We start from the raw sequence: 16,659 nt of genomic DNA on the forward strand, positions 1-16,659 counted from the left end.
GCCCACCCGGGAGGGAATCCTCCGGGTGGGCCGCCGCCGTGTGAGGAGCGCGGGGCTCAGGTGGTGGTGCCCCCGGCGCCGCCCGCGCCGGACCCGCCGGCCCCGCCGGACCCGCCCCCGGGCAGCCCCGGGATGCTCGGCAGCTTGCCCTTGTAGGCGGTGATGCCCTTGACCACGGTGTCCATCACCGCGACGTCCGGCGCCTTGTCGGCGATGTCGAAGCCGAAGTGCACCGAGACCAGCGACTTCCCGTCGGCGGACGGGAAGACCACGGTCTGCACGTAGCCGTTGTTGCCCTTGGGCGCGTTCACCTTCCAGCGGACCAGGTAGCCGTCCTGCCCGTTGACCTTCACGGCCTCGGACTTGAGCTCCTCGTGCCCGGTGACCTCGCCGTACGCGTCCTTGGCGGCCTTCTCGACGTCGGCCTTCGCCGCCGCCTGGACGTCGCTGCCGCCGCCGTCGATCCGGCCGGTGTTCACCCCGCCGAGCGAGCACTCGCCCTTGCCGTCCGCGCAGGTGTACGAGCCGACGCTGAGCATGGCGTAACCCTGCGGGGTGGTGCCGGCCTCCCAGCCGTCCGGGACGGGCAGGGTGAGCCGGTTCACCACGTCGATCGCCTGGTCGGCGCCGGGGCGGACCCTGCCGCCGCCCTTGCCGTCCCCGTTGCCGCCCTTGCCGCTCCCGCCGCTGCCACCGTTGCCGCCGTTACCGCCGTCACCGTTGCCCGGGTCGCCGAAGTCCGGGAGGCCGCCCCACGGGCCGTGGCCGCCGCCCTGCGGGGCCGGGCGGGCGCTGCGCTGGTGGCGGTCCCCGTGGCCGTCCATCGCGAGGTAGGTGATCCCGGAGCCGGCGCCCAGGCCGAGCAGCGCGGCCAGGGTGGTCGCCACCACCAGCTTCGAGGGCTTGCGCCGGGGCTTGCGCGGCGCCCCGGCGGGCGAGCCGTAGGCGGCGCCGAAGGGCGGCGGCTCCGGGTAGCGGACGGTCGGGCCGCTCTCCAGCACCTCGCCCTCCAGCACCGTGGGCTGCCCGGCCGCTCCCGGCCCCGGGCCCGCGGCGGCCGCCGGCTCCGCCTCCGGAGCGGCCGGCGCCGGGGCGTCCGAGGGCGCGGGCCGGGTGGAGGCCGTCCAGCCCTTGCCGTCCCACCACCGCTGCGACCGCGGATCGCCGGTGGTGTCCTTGGGGTCCGGGTACCACCCGGCGGGAATCTGCTCGCTCACGACAGAGAATCTAAGGGCAGCCGGATAAACGCGAAATCAGCGCAACCGGGAATTCCCGCCGTTTTCGATGAGATTCCGGTGAGAACCCGGCGCGCGGGCGTCCGGCGGCTACAGCGGGGTCACGTACGCCCCGGAGATGCCGCCGTCCACCAGGAACTCGCTCGCCGTGATGAACGAGGAGTCGTCGCTGGCCAGGAAGGCCACCGCGGCGGCGATCTCCTCGGCCCGGGCGAACCGGCCGAGCGGGATGTGCACCAGCCGGCGGGCGGCCCGCTCCGGGTCCTTCGCGAACAGCTCGCGCAGCAGCGGGGTGTCCACCGGCCCGGGCGAGAGCGCGTTGACCCGGATGCCCTCCCGGGCGAACTGCACGCCCAGCTCGCGGGACATCGCCAGCACCCCGCCCTTGGAGGCGGTGTAGGAGATCTGCGAGGTGGCCGCGCCCATCCGGGCCACGAAGCTGGCCGTGTTGATGATCGAGCCCCGGCCGTGCCGGCGCATGTACGGCAGCGCGGCCTTGCAGCACAGGTAGACCGAGGTCAGGTTGACCTCCTGGACCTTGCGCCAGGCGTCCAGGCCGGTGGTCAGGATCGAGTCGTCCTCGGGCGGCGAGATGCCCGCGTTGTTGAACGCGACGTCCACGCTGCCGTAGGTCTCGTACGCCTCGTCGAAGAGCGCCTCGACCATGTACGGGTCGGTGACGTCGGTGTGCACGAACAGGCCGCCGACCTCCTTGGCGGCGGCCCGCCCGGTCTCCTCGTCGAGGTCGGCGCAGACCACCCGCGCCCCCTCCGAGGCGAGCCGGCGGGCGGCGGCCAGGCCGATGCCGCTGCCCGCCCCGGTGACCACGGCGGTGCGGCCGACCAGCCGGCGGCAGACGGTCCCGTCCTGCGCGGCGTGCTTCTCGCTCATCGGGCTGTCACTCCTCGCTCTGGGTGGCGCTCGGGATCTCGCTGTGGATGAAGACGTTCTTGGTCTCGGTGAAGTGGCGCAGCGCGTCCGGCCCCAGCTCGCGCCCCACCCCGGACTCGCCGAAGCCGCCGAAGGGCGTCCAGTAGCGCACCGAGGAGTGCGAGTTGACCGACAGGTTGCCGGCCCGTACTCCCCGGGCCAGGCGCAGCGCGCGGCCGACGTCCCGGGTCCAGATCGAGCCGGACAGGCCGTAGCGGGTGGCGTTGGCCAGCCGCAGCGCGTCGGCCTCGTCGGTGAACGGCAGGACGGCGGCGACCGGGCCGAAGATCTCCTCGGTGACGGCCGGGACCTGCGGGTCCGTCGGGGCGATCACCGTCGGCGGGTACCAGTAGCCGGGCCCGTCCGGGACCTTGCCGCGGGCCAGCACCGGCAGCTCGGGGGTGAGGTAGGAGGCCACCCGGCGGACCTGGGCGGCCGAGATCAGCGGGCCGAGCTGGGTCTCCGGGTCGGCCGGGTCGCCGGTGCGCAGGGTCTCGACGGCGGGCAGCAGCAGGGCGAGGAAGTCCTCGTACACCTCGCGCTGGACCAGGATCCGGCTGCGGGCGCAGCAGTCCTGGCCGCTGTTGTCGGCGAAGGACATCGGGTCGGCGGCGCGGGCCAGGTCCGCGTCGGCGAAGACGATGTTCGGGCTCTTGCCGCCGAGTTCCAGGGTGACCCGCTTGGCGCGGGCGGCGCAGCGGGCGGCGACCTCCTTGCCGACGACGGTGGAGCCGGTGAAGACGATCTTGCGGACGGCCGGGTGGTCCACCAGCGCCCGTCCGGTGGCGGGGCCGGCGCCGGGGACGACCTGGAACAGGCCCTCGGGCAGGCCCGCCGCGAGGGCGAGTTCGGCCAGCCGCAGGGCGGTCAGCGGGGTGGCCTCGGCGGGCTTGAGCAGGACGGCGTTGCCGGCCGCCAGGGCGGGGGCGAAGCCCCAGGCGGCGATCGGCATCGGGAAGTTCCACGGCGCGATCACCCCGACCACGCCGACCGGCTCGTGCAGGGTCACGTCCAGGCCGCCGGCCACCGGGATCTGCCGGCCGGTCAGCCGCTCCACTCCCCCGGCGGCGTACTCCAGCAGGTCCCGGACGTTGCCGGCCTCCCAGCGGGCGTTGGCCTGGAGGTGGCCGGCCTCCGCCACCTCCAGCGCGGCCAGCTCGGGGACGTGGACGTCGACCTGGTCGGCGAAGCGGCGCAGCAGCCGGGCGCGGTCGCCGGGGGCGAGCGCGGCCCAGCCTTCCTGGGCCCGCACCGCCCGGCGGACGGCCGCGTCCAGCTGCTCGGGGGTGGTGTCCGGGACGGTGGCGAGCACCTCGCCGGTGGCGGGGTTGCGGACGGTGCAGTTCTCGGGGGTCGCGGGGGTGCGGCTCGCAGGGCGCTCGGGGGCCGCGGGGGCGGGGCTTTTCGGGGCGGTCGGGTTCGGCTCGGTCACGGCTCACATCCGTTCGAAGGATCGGTAGCGCTCCCAGTCGGTGACCGCCCCGTCGTAGGCGGACTGCTCGACCCGGGCCATGTTCAGGTAGTGCTCGACCACGTCGTCGCCGAAGGCCTCGCGGGCCAGTTCGCTCTCCGCCCACAGCTCGGCCGCCTCGCGCAGCGAGCCGGGCACCCGGGCGTACTCCTCGACCGCGTAGGCGTTGCCGAGGCAGGGCGCGGGCAGCTCCAGCTTGCGCTGCAGCCCGTGCAGGCCGGCCGCGATCATCCCGGCCACCGCGAGGTACGGGTTGACGTCGCCGCCCGGCACCCGGTTCTCCATCCGCAGGCCGGGGCCGTGGCCGACCACCCGGTAGGCGCAGGTGCGGTTGTCCCGGCCCCAGGCGACGGCGGTCGGGGCGAAGGAGCCGGGGCGGTAGCGCTTGTAGGAGTTGATGTTCGGCGCGTACAGCACGCTGAACTCGCGCAGCGCGACCAGCTGGCCGGCCAGGAAGTGCCGCATGGTGTCCGTCATCCGGCCGTCGCGGTCGGCGAAGGCGGGGGCGCCGACGGCGTCGCGCAGCGAGAGGTGGATGTGGCAGCTGTTGCCCTCGCGCTCGTCGTACTTGGCCATGAAGGTGAGCGCGCAGCCGAGTTGGGCGGCGATCTCCTTCGCGCCGGTCTTGTAGACGCTGTGCTGGTCGCAGGTGGTGAGGGCGTCGGCGTAGCGGAAGGCGATCTCGTGCTGGCCGAGGTTGCACTCGCCCTTGGCGGACTCCACCACCAGGCCGGCGCCGGCCATCTCGGTGCGGATCCGGGACAGCAGCGGCTCGACCCGGGCGGTGCCCAGCATCGAGTAGTCCACGTTGTAGAGGTTCGCCGGGGTCAGGCCGCGGTAGCCGCCCAGCCAGGCCTGCTCGTAGGTGTCGCGGAAGACCAGGAACTCCAGTTCGGTGCCGATGTCGGCGGCCAGGCCGTGCTCGGCGAGCCGGTCGATCTGGCGGCGCAGCAGCTGGCGCGGGGCGGCGTCCACCGGGTGGCCGCCGTGCCGGGCGAGGTCGGCGGTGACCTGGGCGGTGCCGGGCTGCCAGGGGGTCAGCCGCAGGGTGCCGAGGTCGGGGCGCATCGCGAAGTCGCCGTAGCCGGTGGCCCAGGAGGAGAAGGCGTAGCCGTCCACGGTGTTCAGGTCGACGTCGACGGCGAGCAGGTAGTCGCAGGCCTCGGCGCCGTGCTCGGCGACCTCGTCGAGGAAGAACCGGGCGGCGAAGCGCTTGCCCTGGAGCCGGCCCTGCATGTCGGTGAAGGCGAGCGCGACGGTGTGCACCTCGCCGGCGTCCACCAGGGCGCGCAGCCCGTCCAGGGTCAGCGGTGGCCGGGGCGTGCTCGGCGGGCCGGCGGCGGCGGTCTGTTCGGAGCCCTCGGACATTTCGGGCATGGCCGAACCCTCCTCCTCGATCACTCTTCGAGATCAAGCGGTCACAGCGAACCGTACGGCCTGCGACTCGCGGGGCGGAAGAGGGCGGGTGGGTGTCGGGTGGCCGTGGCGCGCCGACGGGCGATGGCGGCGGCGCGCTCGACCGGCCCCGGGCGCACTCCGGCGGCCCGTGGCGCGCCCGGGTGGCGCGTGGCGCGCCGTACGCGCGTGGCTGACGGTGCATCAGGCGCCCCGGGGGGAGAATGCGCGCCATGGATCGCAGGCCTTTGATCGGCGTCAGCACCTACCTGGTGGACGCGAGCTGGAGCGATTGGCGGGACCGCCGGGTGGCCCTGCTGCCCGAGCGGTACACCGCGCACGTCCGGGACTCGGGCGGGATCGCGGTCCTGCTGCCGCCGGACGTCCCGGAGCGCGCGCCGGAGGTGCTGGCCCGGCTGGACGGCCTGGTGATCGCGGGCGGTCCGGACATCGACCCGGCGTACTACGGGGAGCCGGCCCATCCGGCGACCGAGGTGGACTCCCCGGAGCGGGACGCCTGGGAGGTCGCGCTGCTGCGCTCGGCGCTGGCGGCGGGGATGCCGCTGCTCGCGATCTGCCGGGGGATGCAGGTCCTGAACGTGGTGTGCGGCGGGACGCTGGTGCAGCACCTGCCGGACGTGGTGCCGGTGGACGTGCACGGCGGCTTGCCCGGGCGGTACGGCACCCACCCGGTGCGGCCGGTGCCGGGGACGCTGCTGGGCGGGCTGCTGCCGGAGAGCGAGCTGGAGGTGCCGACCTTCCACCACCAGGCCGTCGACCGGCTGGGGGCGGGTCTGCGGGTGAGCGCCCACGCGCCGGACGGGACGGTGGAGGCGGTGGAGGGGCCGGGGTTCACGCTCGGGGTGCAGTGGCACCCGGAGCAGGGGGACGATCTGCGGCTGATGCGGGCGCTGGTCCGGGAGGCCACCGCGGCGGTCCTCGAAACGCTGGCGCTGGGGTAGCGCAACTGGGCGCGGGGGCAGGGGAGTTCGGGCGGCTGACCGGCTGCGGACTGCACCGGGTCCGGCCGCCCGGACGGGAACGACAACGGTCACCAGTACAGCCTTTGGATCTTTGTCGATTCTGCGGTTCACTTCGGTTGCGGGGCGGTCGCGTCGCGCCCCCTTTCCCACCCGTGCGCCCAGAGAGGACTTCCATGGCCGGGCACGAGCATTCGCACGATGATCATGCGCATGACCACGAGCACTCGCCCTCGCAGTCGCACGGGAACGGCGGGCGCGGGCACGCGCACGGTTCCGGCGGCCACTCGCACGGTCACGGCGGCCACGGCGGCCACTCGCACGGCGTCGCCGCCGACGCGGACCGCCGCTGGCTGCTCAGCGCCCTCGCCCTGATCGTCGTCTTCATGGCCGGCGAGGTCGCGGTCGGCTTCGCGGCCAAGTCCCTGGCGCTGATCTCGGACGCGGCGCACATGCTCACCGACGCCGCCTCGATCGTGCTCGCGCTGATCGCCATGCGGCTCGCCGCCCGCCCGGCCCGGGGCGGCTACACCTACGGCCTCAAGCGTGCCGAGATCCTCTCCGCGCAGGCCAACGGGGTCACCCTGCTGGTGCTGTCGGCCTGGCTGGGCTACGAGGCGATCACCCGGCTGTTCGAGCCGCCGGAGGTCACCGGCTCGCTGGTGCTGATCACCGCGCTGGTCGGGATCGTGGTCAACCTCGCGGCCACCTGGTGCATGTCCAAGGCCAACCGCAGCTCGCTGAACGTCGAGGGCGCCTTCCAGCACGTGCTGACCGACCTGTACGCGTTCATCGCCACCGCCGTCGCCGGTGTGGTCGTGGTGACCACCGGCTTCGCCCGGGCCGACGCGATCGCCTCGCTGATCGTCGTCGCACTGATGCTCAAGGCCGGCGTGGCGCTGGTCCGGGACTCCGGGCGGATCTTCCTGGAGGCCGCCCCCGCCGGGATCGACCCGGACGCGGTGGCCGACCGGATGGTCACCGAGCCGCTGGTCGAGGAGATCCACGACCTGCACATCTGGGAGATCACCTCCGGCCAGCCCGCGCTGTCCGCGCACATCCTGGTCACCCCCGGCGGCGACTGCCACGCGGTGCGGCGCCGGCTCCAGGGCCGCCTCGCCGCGGAGTACGGGATCACCCACAGCACGCTCCAGGTCGACCACGTCGGCGAGGACGAGACGGGCCGGCTGCTCCAGATCGCCGGGCCCGGGGACCCGGCCGTCGACGCCGAGCACTGCGCCGACGCCCACGGCCCGGTGCACCGCGCCGGGCCGCACGAGCACTGACAACCGCCCCGTCCGTCGGCGCGGTGCGGCATGATGCTGAGCGTGACCGCTCCGACCGCACCGCGCCTGATGCTGCTCGACTCCGCCAGCCTGTACTTCCGGGCCTACTTCGGCGTACCGGACACCCTGCGCTCGCCGCAGGGTGAGCCGGTCAACGCCGTCCGCGGCCTGCTGGACTTCATCGCCCGGCTCGTCCACGACCACCGGCCCGAACAGCTGGTCGCCTGCATGGACGCCGACTGGCGCCCGCAGTGGCGGGTGGACCTCGTCCCCTCGTACAAGACCCACCGGGTCGCCGAGGCCGCCCTGGACGGCGAGGAGGAGGTGCCCGACACGCTGGCCCCGCAGGTCCCGGTGATCGAGCAGGTGCTGGACGCCCTCGGCATCGCCCGGGTCGGCTCCCCCGGCTACGAGGCGGACGACGTGATCGGCACCCTCACCGCCCGCGCCACCGGGCCGGTGCAGATCGTCACCGGCGACCGCGACCTCTTCCAGCTGGTGGACGACGCCCGCGGGATCACCGTGCTCTACCCGGTCAAGGGCATGGGCAACCTCCAGGTCACCGACGACGCGCTGCTGCTGGAGAAGTACGGCGTGCGCGGCGCCCAGTACGCCGACATGGCCGCCCTGCGCGGGGACCCGTCGGACGGCCTGCCCGGCGTCAAGGGCATCGGCGAGAAGACCGCCGCCCAGCTGATCAACGAGTACGGCGACCTCCCGGCCATCCGCGCCGCCGCCCTCGACCCCGGCTCCAGGCTCACCCCGGCCCGCCGCCGCAACATCGTCGAGGGCGCCGCCTACCTCGACGTCGCCCCCAAGGTCGTCCGCGTCGCCGACGACGCCCCCCTCCCCGCCTTCGACCCCGCCCTCCCCCGCGAGCCGCTCTACCCGATGACCCTCGAGGAACTCTCCACCCGCTGGGGCCTCGGCACCTCCCTCGACCGCCTCCTGGAGGCCCTCGCCACCCGCTGAACCCGCACTCCCGAAGGGGCCCGCACGTTCGCCACGAACGTGCGGGCCCTCGGCGTTCGCGTGGCCGTCGGCCCCAAGTGCCCTTGACCGCAGCTCACTTTGCGATGCAAAGTTCATGGCACAGCAAAGCGTATGCGCGTGACAAGGGGTGGATCATGGCGTCAACACACCGAGCCGGCCCGGCGGAACTCCTCGCCGAGACGGAAGGGCTCCGAGCCCGGGCCCGGACCCGGCTGCGCGGCTCGGGGGTGCCGCTGCTCGGGTTCGGCCTGCTCGCCCTGGCCGCCGTGCCGATCTCCGGCCAGGCCTACAACTTCGGCGCCAACGGACGATTCGTCCCCTCGTACCCGTCCTTCGCCTACTCGGAGCTCATCGACCTCTGCGTGCCGCACGCACTGGACGGCACGTGCCGAACCGGCGACTTCGACGGCGCCGTGCTCCGCTTCCTGGCCTGGGGCGTCTGGTACGCGCTGCTCCCGCTCGCCTGGCTGGCCCTCGCCCGCTGGTACCGGCGGCGCGGCGAGGCCCGCGGGATCGTCCCGCGCCGCCTCGGCTGGCTCGGCGCCGCGGCCGGCGTCGGCATCCTGCTCACCGCCGTCCTGCTCGCCCTGCTGTTCGCGCCCCGCGTGCCCTTCGCCCTGTCGGTGCTCGCGAACACCTACACCTCGCCCTGGTACGCGGTCGGCATCGGCCTGATCGTCCTCGGGCTGACCGAGCGCAGCCCCCTGGTGACCGGCGCCGGGCTCGTCCACACGGCCCTGCTCACCGCCTACCTCGCGGCACCCTGGGAGAGCGGCTGGCTGCCGTGGCTCGACCGGGGCGACGGCGGCTGGGCCGACGGCCCGCAGCCGAAGGCCCTGCTGCTGGCGGCGGTCCTGCTGACCGCCGGGCTGGCGCAGTGGACGGCGGCCCGCCGCTCGCCCGCGGCATCCCGTACGGTCGCCCCATGAGCGTTGCGGACGAAGCCGAGGAGCAGCACCCGACCCTGGCCCTGGACGACACCGTCCACCAACGGGTCCGGCTCGGCATCCTGGCGATCGCCCGCGAGGCCGAGAGCGTCGAGTTCGGCTTCCTCAAGGAACAGCTCGGCCTCACCGACGGCAACCTGTCCCGCCACCTCAAGGTCCTGGAGGACTCCGGCCTGGTGGCCGTCGCCAAGGGCTACGCGGGCCGCCGCCCCCGCACCTGGGTCACCCTCACCCCCCACGGCGCCGAAGCCCTCGACCGCGAACTCCGCGCCCTGCGCGAACTCGTCCGCCGCCTCGACGCCGCCGGCCCGGCCCACTCGCAGGCGTAGGAAGTCGGCCGGGCCGACTTCCTACGCGCGGTCGGCTCCTGCCGCAGCTCAGGCAGCGGCGCCGTACTCGCTCGTCAGCCTCCGGACTTCGGCGTCCTTGAAGGCCAGCACCTCCTCCACGATCCCGCTCCTCGGCAACTCGGCCACGGGCTGGTCGGTGAGGTAGAGGCGGATGCCGTAGTAACCCTCTTCGCAGTCCGTGTCGTTGTTGAACCGGCACGACGCACACGTCTCCGGAAGCCGCACGGGCAGCAGCCGCTTCACGTACACCGCACGGTTGCCGAGCGCCCGGTAGAGGGTGCGCTCGTCGGAGGTCCCGGCGGTGAACGTCCGGAGCACCGGCTCCGCACCGACCCGGGCCAGTACTTCGGAGATCGCCGCGATCGACTCCGGCCCGTCCTGGATGCTGGTGAGCATCCGCACGTCCGCGAACTGGCCGTACGACTCGACCAGGTGGACGACCCGGTCGACGTGGGCCGTGCCGGGAACGACGATGTTCACGGAGACCTTCACGCCGTTGGAGACAGCGGCACGGATGGTCTGCTCCCCCGCGCGGATCTTCGCCTCGGCCAGGCCCGCCGACCTGAAGCGTTCGGACTGGACGGCCTGCAGTTCTTCGGCGGTCGTACCGAAGACCGAGACGTTGACCCGGTTGAGGCCGGCCGCCGAACACTCCGGCATGACCTGTCGTCCGCGCTCCCCGTTGCTGGTCATCCCGACGCTCAACCCCATACCGGAGAGCGCCGCGACCAGCGCGGGCACCTCCGTGTGCAGCGTGGGCTCCCCACCCGTGAGGTGGACCTCGTCGGCGCCGAACGCCCTCGCCACGGTTCGCACCGCCCGCCGGAAGGCCATGTCCGGGTCCATCCTGGCGGCGAGGAAGCCGACCCCGTTCGTCTCGCTGTAGATCGACACGCGCCCGGTCCTTCCAGGACCCGCGACGAAGGGCAGTTGGGTGCGGCCCTGGTTGTCGGCGGTGACCGGCGTTCCCTCGTTGTGGCAGAACGTGCAGGCCAATCCGCAGTCATCGATCACCTTGATGCGGATGGTCCGGTCCCGGACGACCCTGACCGCAGGACGCTGGGTAGCTGACATGGCTTCTCTCCTGTCACTCGAACGTGAGCCGGGGGATCGACTCGATGTCGATCCCGTACCGGCGGTAGACCTTGGTCGTGTTCTCGCTCGTCAGCTCCTCCAGAGGGAGCCTGAGCGCGAGGGCGGTCGCGTGGACGTGTTCGGCGCTGTCGCCCTCGATCTCCAGGTAGGGGGGAATCAGCGGCCAGTGGTCGATCTCGACGGCCGCGCCGGCCAGCCTCCAGGAGGACCGACGGTTCTCCTGGTACGCCTTCGGCTGGTAGCCGAGCTTGCCGAGGAGCGCGTTGGTGACGTCGAAGTCGCCGACGGTCGTCTCCGTTTCGGTCACGCCGTCGATCGCGTCGGAGTGGATCTCCTTGACGCACAGGGTGACGTCGGTGCCGGTGTCCCGCAGCCGGACCCACGTTCCCGGCCGGCCGGGGACGTCGTAGACGTAGCGGCGCTGGAACCGGTCGACCAGGTGCTCGGCCCCGGCCTCGGCCAGGAGCGCTCGCATCGCCTCCGGCTCGATGTCGAGGAGCTTCGCCTCGAACTCAATTGCGGTCATCGAAAGTTGCCTTCCTCGATGCGGTACGAGCATGCGAGCGCACGGTATCGACGATGCCGCGCGCCACCTCCTCGGGCGGGCGGTCGGTGCCGTCCACCGGCAGCAGGCCGAACGCCCGGTACACACGGGAGCTCTCGGCCACGTTCGGCTCCTCGCGCTGGTGCCAGTAGGTCAGCGTTCCGTGTTCGGCACGCTGATGAAGGCGCTCCTGCCGTACGCGGTCGTCCACTTCCAGGAGGATCGGCACGTCCGGAACGAGGGCCCCGTCGGGATACGCCGGCACGCAGTCGTGCCCCATGGCCCTGTGCGTGGCGATCGTGCGCGGGAAGTAGGACTCGACCACCACCGTCCGACCGGACTCGATGAGTGCCCGGGCGGCCTCGGACTTGAGGTGGTTGGCCAGCATCCACCAGTGGAACCGCGCGGGCAGGTTGTCGGTGGCGTCGACTTCCGCACGCGTGCGGGGGAACGTCGGCAAGGTGCCGTCGGTGAGGTGAGCACCGTTGACGAGGGCGGCGACCAGCGGGGCGACGGTGGTCTTCCCGCTCGCGCTGAGACCGTCGATGGTGATGAACAGTCCTCGGGTCACGTCCATGTGAACTCCATTCGTGGCCCCCAGTTCCACGGGGCCGGGCGGGCTCCGCGCAGGCATGCGACGCGGTGGGCGGCCTGCCGGAGGGTGTTGACATCGAGGTGAGCGCGGCGCACGGCGTCCATGACCGCAGTGAGGACGACGGCGTCGCGTACGACCTGGTAGCCGGACCAGGCGCCGATGTAGGGGTGAGCCGGAGCCCGGTCCTGACGCGCATAGGAGAGGTAGGTGTCGGCGTAGAGCCGGTGGTCCTGACGCCGGCCGATGAGCAGCTCGCTGCGCCAGCGGGCGGCGACCAGGTCCCACTCGCGGTGGCCGCGTGTCAGGGGGCGGCGCAGCAGGAGCCCGACGTGGACGCCGTCGTCGTGGACGGGGGCCATGCCGCGGGCACTGAGGATGACGGCGTCCGGTGTCGGCCAGTCAAGGTAGTCCCACTCCTCGCGCAGCTGAGCAGCATGCTCGCGCAGGAACCGGCGGGCGGACTCGTTCAACGGGGCGTCGTCCAGGCCGTCCAGCAGCCCGGCGAACGGGTCGTGCTCCCTGAGCCACGGGGCCGTCCCGGGGTCGATCCGGTGGGTGAGGGCGGTCACCCACGCGGACAGTGACGTGTCGGGGCTCGGTGCTCCTGGATCCTGCCAGAAGGTCACGGCCCGGCCTTCGGCGGTCGCGCGGACGTCCGTATACCAGGGGGAGGTGACGGCGACCTGGTGCTGCCGCAGGAACTGCGCGCCCCTGATGAGCGCCCAGGCCTCGTCCGGATCGGGGTGCACGATGGCGAGCGCACGGGAGTCGGGCAGCGACCACAGGTGGTTCGGGCTGTCGCTGACCAACTCGGCCTTCGCGACGTCGTCGCCAGTGTGGACGCAGGCCTGGGTCAGGGCCTCGTAGGAGGCCGCGACCTCCAGTTTGCGGGCCGGAGTGCAGGTCTTGAGCAGCGTTCTGGTGCGCGGTCCGACGCTCACAGCGCAGTCCTCGGCAGATTACCGTGTGCATGATGCCCAGAGGCGACCTTCACACGAGGCGCCGAGGGCCACAGGTCGGCTTCCGGCTGCACTTCCGCCTCGACGGCGGTGGCTTGGCCGAACGCCTCCGCGTCCATGGCGAGTTCGAACCAGACGGACCAGCCATTGGGCTGGCCCTGATGGTCCAGCCGCTGGTGCCATCCGATCCCGTCCGCATAGCCGTCTGCGACCACCAGCCCACGACCGCAGGTTGCGTCAAGGTCGCCGACGCTGCTGTTCATCGCCGGTTCGACCACGCTCGGATCCGTCACGGTGATCCGCAAACGGTCTCGCGCCCGGTCGACGCCGACCTCGATCGACAGCTCGACTTCCTTGCGAGGCCCTTGATCGGCGGAGTGCTTGATCGCGTTGTCGATGAACTCCGACGAGCAAAGGCGAAGCGCGTACGCCCGGGATTCGTCGAGGACGATGCCCGCTCTCGCAACCTCCTCGGACAACAGGTTGCGGAGCTCACCGAGGGACGCGGTGGTGGCCGTGGCGCTGAACACCAGGACGCGGTTCATGGCTGTTCCTCCGGGCTGGACGTGAGGAGGTGGTCCCGAGCCGTTGGCGGGGGTGGCTGGTGATGGTCATCGCGTGTTTCGCAGGGACTCGCCGCGCCAGGGGCCGGGAGGGGCAGTTTTCTAGGTCCGAGTGATCAAGAGGCGTATGCCGACGCCTTCAAGGTGCTTGCGCCGTCTGTCGGCGACAGCCTGGTCGCCGAGGTGAGCGATCGTGGGCAACACGACGGCGTACACATCGTGTTGCTCCTCGATACCGGCGATGAGGGCATCCGGCTCGGCACCCTCATCGATGATCACAACGATGAGGTGGAGCTCCTGCCGCTCGCAGAAGGCATCGAGTACCCCGGTCAGAGCTCGCCGACGGGGTAGCCCCGCAGCGACCGCCGTGCGGAGGAGCCCAATGACGACGGGCGGTGGGACCGATAGTTGCTCGGTGAGCATGCCGGGCCATTCCTTCTAGTCAGCAGGGCCGTCAGCTTCCAGACTGCGGGAGACACCGTCGTCGCGGAATCGCTCACCGTGGCAGTTCCGTGGCAGTTCCGCCGCACCACCACGGCTCCCAGTGCTTCGATGGCTCCCCAGAGCGGGAGGTAGCGATGGCGGCAGTGATCGTGTGGTCCGGGCTCGAAGCGAAGGCTCTGCGGCTGGCGTGCCGCAAGTCCGTCCGGGACTGGGCGACCCAGTTGGGTATGTCGGTCCGCGCGGTGTCGAATTGGGAGAAGCTGGGGGTGGGTACCAGACCGAGGCCGGACACCCAGGCGATCTTCGACACGGTGCTGCGCCAGTGCGACCCCGATGCCCGTATGCGCTTCGAGGCTCTCGTGACGCAACAGGTCGGCGCTCCGGTACTCACGGAGATCCAGGCCGGACCGCGGGCGTGGGAGTACGAGTCGTGGGCGGATGACATCGAGAGAGCGGTGTTGGCGGCATCCCGGCAGGAATTCGCGTTCGCGGGAGTCCTGCTGGAACGTTGGCGATCACGCTGGCCGGTGGCCGACCTCGACGACCGCGGCCTCTACCTGTTGGCCCGCTCGACGGCCCTGGTGGGCGACCTCCGCCGTGATCAGGGTGCACTGCTCGGCCCGCTGTCGGCGTCGGCCTCGTACGCCAAGGCCCGATTGTTGTACACCCAGCTCGACATCCCCCGGCGGACGGCCCAGTTGGACCTGGCGTTGGCCGTGGTGACGGAGATGTCCGGACAGCTCTCAGCTGCGGCGGATCGATACTCGGACCTCTCCGGAGACGTTCGCCTCAGCGCACGGGATCGGACCCGGGCGGCCCTGTGGGTGGGAACGTCACTGGACAAACAGGGCGAGCATGAACAAGCCATCGGCATCGCCGAGTCGGCGATCCGGGTGTTCGAGAACCTGGGTGAGGTGGAGGACTGGGCGACAGGCAATCAGAAGCTCGCGCTCGCGTACCGGGGAGCGGGGAACCTCGGGGAGGCAATCCGGCTGATCGAGGTGGCGAGGACGAACACCAGTGGTTCGGCACCCATGCAGGACGTGCGGTTGACCACCGCGCACGGGCACATCCTGCTGACCGACCGCGCGACCGCCGGGGAGGGGATCGCTCTACTGGACAGGGCCGAGGTGATGGCGGACAAGTACGGTATGACCCACCAGCGAAGGAGCATCCGAGGCATCCGGTCCGGATTCCAGCAGGCACGGTGCCTTCAGTGAGCGGGAGAAGAACGTGGCGGACACGCAGCAGCGCGAGATCACCGACCGTCAGTGGGCGGACGCCACGCTGATCTGGGAATACCATCAGATGGGGCACGAGCGGCGGCCGTGCGATGTGGCGATCGGCCTCGGTTGCCACGACCTCGGTGTGGCAGCCGAGACGGCCGCGCTGTACCTGGACGGCCTGGTACAGCGGATCGTGTTCACCGGTGGGCCGAACCCATCCCGGCCCGAGCTCTACCCTCGCGGTGAGGCCGTGCACTTCACCGAGCACGCCGTCGCTCTGGGTGTGCCCGAGCATGTGATCCACCAGGAGCCCAGCGCCCGCAACACCGGGCAGAACATCCAGTTCTCCCGTGAGGTTCTGGAGGTCGCCGGCGTCGAGACACGGTCGGTACTGCTTGTGAGCATGCCCTACATGGAACGCCGGGCATACGCCACGTCCCTCCGGGTGTGGCCGGAGGTGGATGTGGTGTGCACCTCGACCCCGATGAACCTGAACGACTACGTGAAAAGCATCGGCGACGACAAACTCGTGATCGACAGCCTCGTGGGCGACCTCCAGCGGGTGATCGAGTACCCGAGGCTCGGGTTCGCCGTCGCCCAGGACGTTCCGGAGACGGTCCATGACGCGTACCAGCGGCTCCTGGCCGACGGATTCGACAGCAAGGTCCTCGGCTGACGCAGCACCACCCTCCGGGCTGGTGTGCGCTGTCCATCAACCCAACTTCCTCCCCCGACTGTCCACCGTGGCGAAGCTGGCCGCCGCGGATGTCTGGGTGGTCCTCGACGATGTCCAGTTCAACCGCCGTGACTATCAGCACCGGGCCCGACTGGGGCCGGTCGACGGTACCGGCCCGACCCGGTGGCTGTCCGTCCCCACGCACCTTCCGGCCGGAAGGACGACACTGATCCGCGATGCCCGACTCGTCGAAGTCCCACGCACCGTCCGCCGAGTGGAACGCGTCCTTCGCCAGCATTACAGGGCCAGTCACTTCTGGCCTCGGTTGGCGGCCGACCTGCTGGGGCTCCTGACTCTCTTCAGAAGTACTGACCGGATGGCCGAGATCGCCGAAGCATCCACCCTGCTACTGCTCCATCTCCTGGGTTGGTCAGGAGCGACTGTTCGCAGCAGCACCCTGTCCGCCGGCTCTGGGCGGACGCAGCGCCTCGTAGACCTGTGTCGGGCGGTCGGCGCGGATACGTATCTGTGCGGCACGGGCGGCAGCAGGTACATCGAGCCGGGCCTGTTCGCCGTTGGGCGGGTCGAACTGCGGCAATTCGGCGTACCGACCACCGGAGTGTGGGCCGATGCCCGGCGGATCAGTGCATTGCACAGCTTGATGGTGCACGGGCCCGACATCGTGAGGGCGGTCCTCAAGAGGGCATGAAAGGTGTTCGGCGCCCTCGCTCGACCCGAGCGAGGGCGCCCAGGCGAAGTACGGAGGTCTGGTCCGCCACAGGAAGTCGACTGGGCCGACTTCCTGCGCGACTCCATGGAGGCCAAAGCGGCGAGGCGAAGCCGCGCAGGGGGGTGGGGGCCTGGCGGCTTCACCCCCCACCCCAAATGATCTCTTCGGAAGCCGCCGGGGCCGTAGGGCACCGGCGGCTTCCACAAGTTCATCCCCCGGGGATAGGCATAGCCCCCGTCG

18 protein-coding genes are annotated in these 16,659 nt (G+C 71.7%); 8 read left to right on the plus strand and 10 right to left on the minus strand.

Annotated elements, in window-relative coordinates:
* Positions 1 to 56 precede the first annotated feature (56 nt).
* The 4 genes from ABZW03_RS21555 to ABZW03_RS21570 form a co-directional block, all read right to left on the minus strand.
* The gene (locus ABZW03_RS21555) at positions 57 to 1,217 is read right to left on the minus strand and encodes a DUF2510 domain-containing protein (RefSeq protein ID WP_355260505.1); all 1,161 of its coding nucleotides are present in this window, start codon (positions 1,215 to 1,217) and stop codon (positions 57 to 59) included.
* Between the two features lie 108 nt (positions 1,218 to 1,325).
* A complete protein-coding gene (locus ABZW03_RS21560; protein ID WP_355260508.1) occupies positions 1,326 to 2,126 on the minus strand; it encodes a 3-oxoacyl-ACP reductase in 801 nt (266 codons plus the stop codon).
* A gap of 7 nt (positions 2,127 to 2,133) precedes the next feature.
* The gene (locus ABZW03_RS21565) at positions 2,134 to 3,477 is read right to left on the minus strand and encodes an aldehyde dehydrogenase family protein (protein ID WP_355260547.1); all 1,344 of its coding nucleotides are present in this window, start codon (positions 3,475 to 3,477) and stop codon (positions 2,134 to 2,136) included.
* Between the two features lie 123 nt (positions 3,478 to 3,600).
* Positions 3,601 to 5,004, minus strand: coding sequence for a glutamine synthetase family protein (locus tag ABZW03_RS21570; RefSeq protein ID WP_355260550.1), 1,404 nt, complete (start codon positions 5,002 to 5,004; stop codon positions 3,601 to 3,603).
* A gap of 260 nt (positions 5,005 to 5,264) precedes the next feature.
* Here ABZW03_RS21570 and ABZW03_RS21575 point away from each other — a divergent pair, with 260 nt between their 5' ends.
* The 5 genes from ABZW03_RS21575 to ABZW03_RS21595 all read left to right on the plus strand — a co-directional run bounded on the left by ABZW03_RS21575 (position 5,265) and on the right by ABZW03_RS21595 (position 9,566).
* Positions 5,265 to 5,993, plus strand: a complete 729-nt coding sequence (locus ABZW03_RS21575; RefSeq protein WP_355260511.1) for a gamma-glutamyl-gamma-aminobutyrate hydrolase family protein — start codon at positions 5,265 to 5,267, stop codon at positions 5,991 to 5,993.
* A gap of 194 nt (positions 5,994 to 6,187) precedes the next feature.
* A complete protein-coding gene (locus tag ABZW03_RS21580; RefSeq protein ID WP_355260514.1) occupies positions 6,188 to 7,297 on the plus strand; it encodes a cation diffusion facilitator family transporter in 1,110 nt (369 codons plus the stop codon).
* Between the two features lie 33 nt (positions 7,298 to 7,330).
* Positions 7,331 to 8,269, plus strand: coding sequence for a 5'-3' exonuclease (locus tag ABZW03_RS21585; RefSeq protein WP_355260553.1), 939 nt, complete (start codon positions 7,331 to 7,333; stop codon positions 8,267 to 8,269).
* A 155-nt stretch (positions 8,270 to 8,424) separates the two neighbouring features.
* Complete coding sequence (locus ABZW03_RS21590) at positions 8,425 to 9,219, plus strand: hypothetical protein (RefSeq protein WP_355260517.1); 795 nt, start codon at positions 8,425 to 8,427, stop codon at positions 9,217 to 9,219.
* Positions 9,216 to 9,566, plus strand: coding sequence for a transcriptional regulator (locus tag ABZW03_RS21595; protein ID WP_355260520.1), 351 nt, complete (start codon positions 9,216 to 9,218; stop codon positions 9,564 to 9,566). The genes ABZW03_RS21590 and ABZW03_RS21595 overlap by 4 nt, the downstream gene beginning before the upstream one ends.
* A gap of 48 nt (positions 9,567 to 9,614) precedes the next feature.
* Here the strand turns inward: ABZW03_RS21595 and ABZW03_RS21600 are convergent, their stop codons facing one another.
* From ABZW03_RS21600 to ABZW03_RS21625, 6 genes are all read right to left on the minus strand, one after another.
* Positions 9,615 to 10,661: a radical SAM protein gene (locus ABZW03_RS21600; RefSeq protein ID WP_355260523.1), complete on the minus strand. Its 1,047-nt coding sequence runs from the start codon at positions 10,659 to 10,661 to the stop codon at positions 9,615 to 9,617.
* 13 nt (positions 10,662 to 10,674) lie between these two features.
* Positions 10,675 to 11,208, minus strand: coding sequence for a class IV adenylate cyclase (locus tag ABZW03_RS21605; RefSeq protein ID WP_355260526.1), 534 nt, complete (start codon positions 11,206 to 11,208; stop codon positions 10,675 to 10,677).
* Positions 11,195 to 11,803 carry a hypothetical protein gene (locus tag ABZW03_RS21610; RefSeq protein ID WP_355260529.1) on the minus strand — a complete coding sequence of 203 codons (609 nt, stop codon included), beginning with the start codon at positions 11,801 to 11,803 and terminating at the stop codon, positions 11,195 to 11,197. The genes ABZW03_RS21605 and ABZW03_RS21610 overlap by 14 nt, the downstream gene beginning before the upstream one ends.
* Complete coding sequence (locus tag ABZW03_RS21615) at positions 11,794 to 12,762, minus strand: hypothetical protein (RefSeq protein WP_355260531.1); 969 nt, start codon at positions 12,760 to 12,762, stop codon at positions 11,794 to 11,796. The genes ABZW03_RS21610 and ABZW03_RS21615 overlap by 10 nt, the downstream gene beginning before the upstream one ends.
* Positions 12,759 to 13,325, minus strand: a complete 567-nt coding sequence (locus tag ABZW03_RS21620) for an ATP-binding protein (RefSeq protein WP_355260533.1) — start codon at positions 13,323 to 13,325, stop codon at positions 12,759 to 12,761. The genes ABZW03_RS21615 and ABZW03_RS21620 overlap by 4 nt, the downstream gene beginning before the upstream one ends.
* Positions 13,326 to 13,445: 120 nt before the next feature.
* The gene (locus ABZW03_RS21625) at positions 13,446 to 13,766 is read right to left on the minus strand and encodes a hypothetical protein (RefSeq protein ID WP_355260536.1); all 321 of its coding nucleotides are present in this window, start codon (positions 13,764 to 13,766) and stop codon (positions 13,446 to 13,448) included.
* A 155-nt stretch (positions 13,767 to 13,921) separates the two neighbouring features.
* On the opposite strand from ABZW03_RS21625, the gene ABZW03_RS21630 reads away from it, so the two are divergent.
* The 3 genes from ABZW03_RS21630 to ABZW03_RS21640 are packed head-to-tail and all read left to right on the plus strand — an operon-like array spanning position 13,922 to position 16,398.
* The gene (locus ABZW03_RS21630) at positions 13,922 to 15,007 is read left to right on the plus strand and encodes a hypothetical protein (protein ID WP_355260538.1); all 1,086 of its coding nucleotides are present in this window, start codon (positions 13,922 to 13,924) and stop codon (positions 15,005 to 15,007) included.
* A gap of 13 nt (positions 15,008 to 15,020) precedes the next feature.
* Positions 15,021 to 15,689 (plus strand): YdcF family protein, encoded by a 669-nt coding sequence (locus ABZW03_RS21635; protein WP_355260541.1) that lies wholly within the window; start codon positions 15,021 to 15,023, stop codon positions 15,687 to 15,689.
* Positions 15,690 to 15,711: 22 nt separating this feature from the next.
* Positions 15,712 to 16,398 (plus strand): WbqC family protein, encoded by a 687-nt coding sequence (locus ABZW03_RS21640; protein ID WP_355260544.1) that lies wholly within the window; start codon positions 15,712 to 15,714, stop codon positions 16,396 to 16,398.
* The last annotated feature ends 261 nt before the right edge of the window (positions 16,399 to 16,659 follow it).

The organism is Kitasatospora sp. NPDC004799, assembly GCF_040609095.1.
In the GTDB taxonomy this organism is placed as follows: domain Bacteria; phylum Actinomycetota; class Actinomycetes; order Streptomycetales; family Streptomycetaceae; genus Kitasatospora.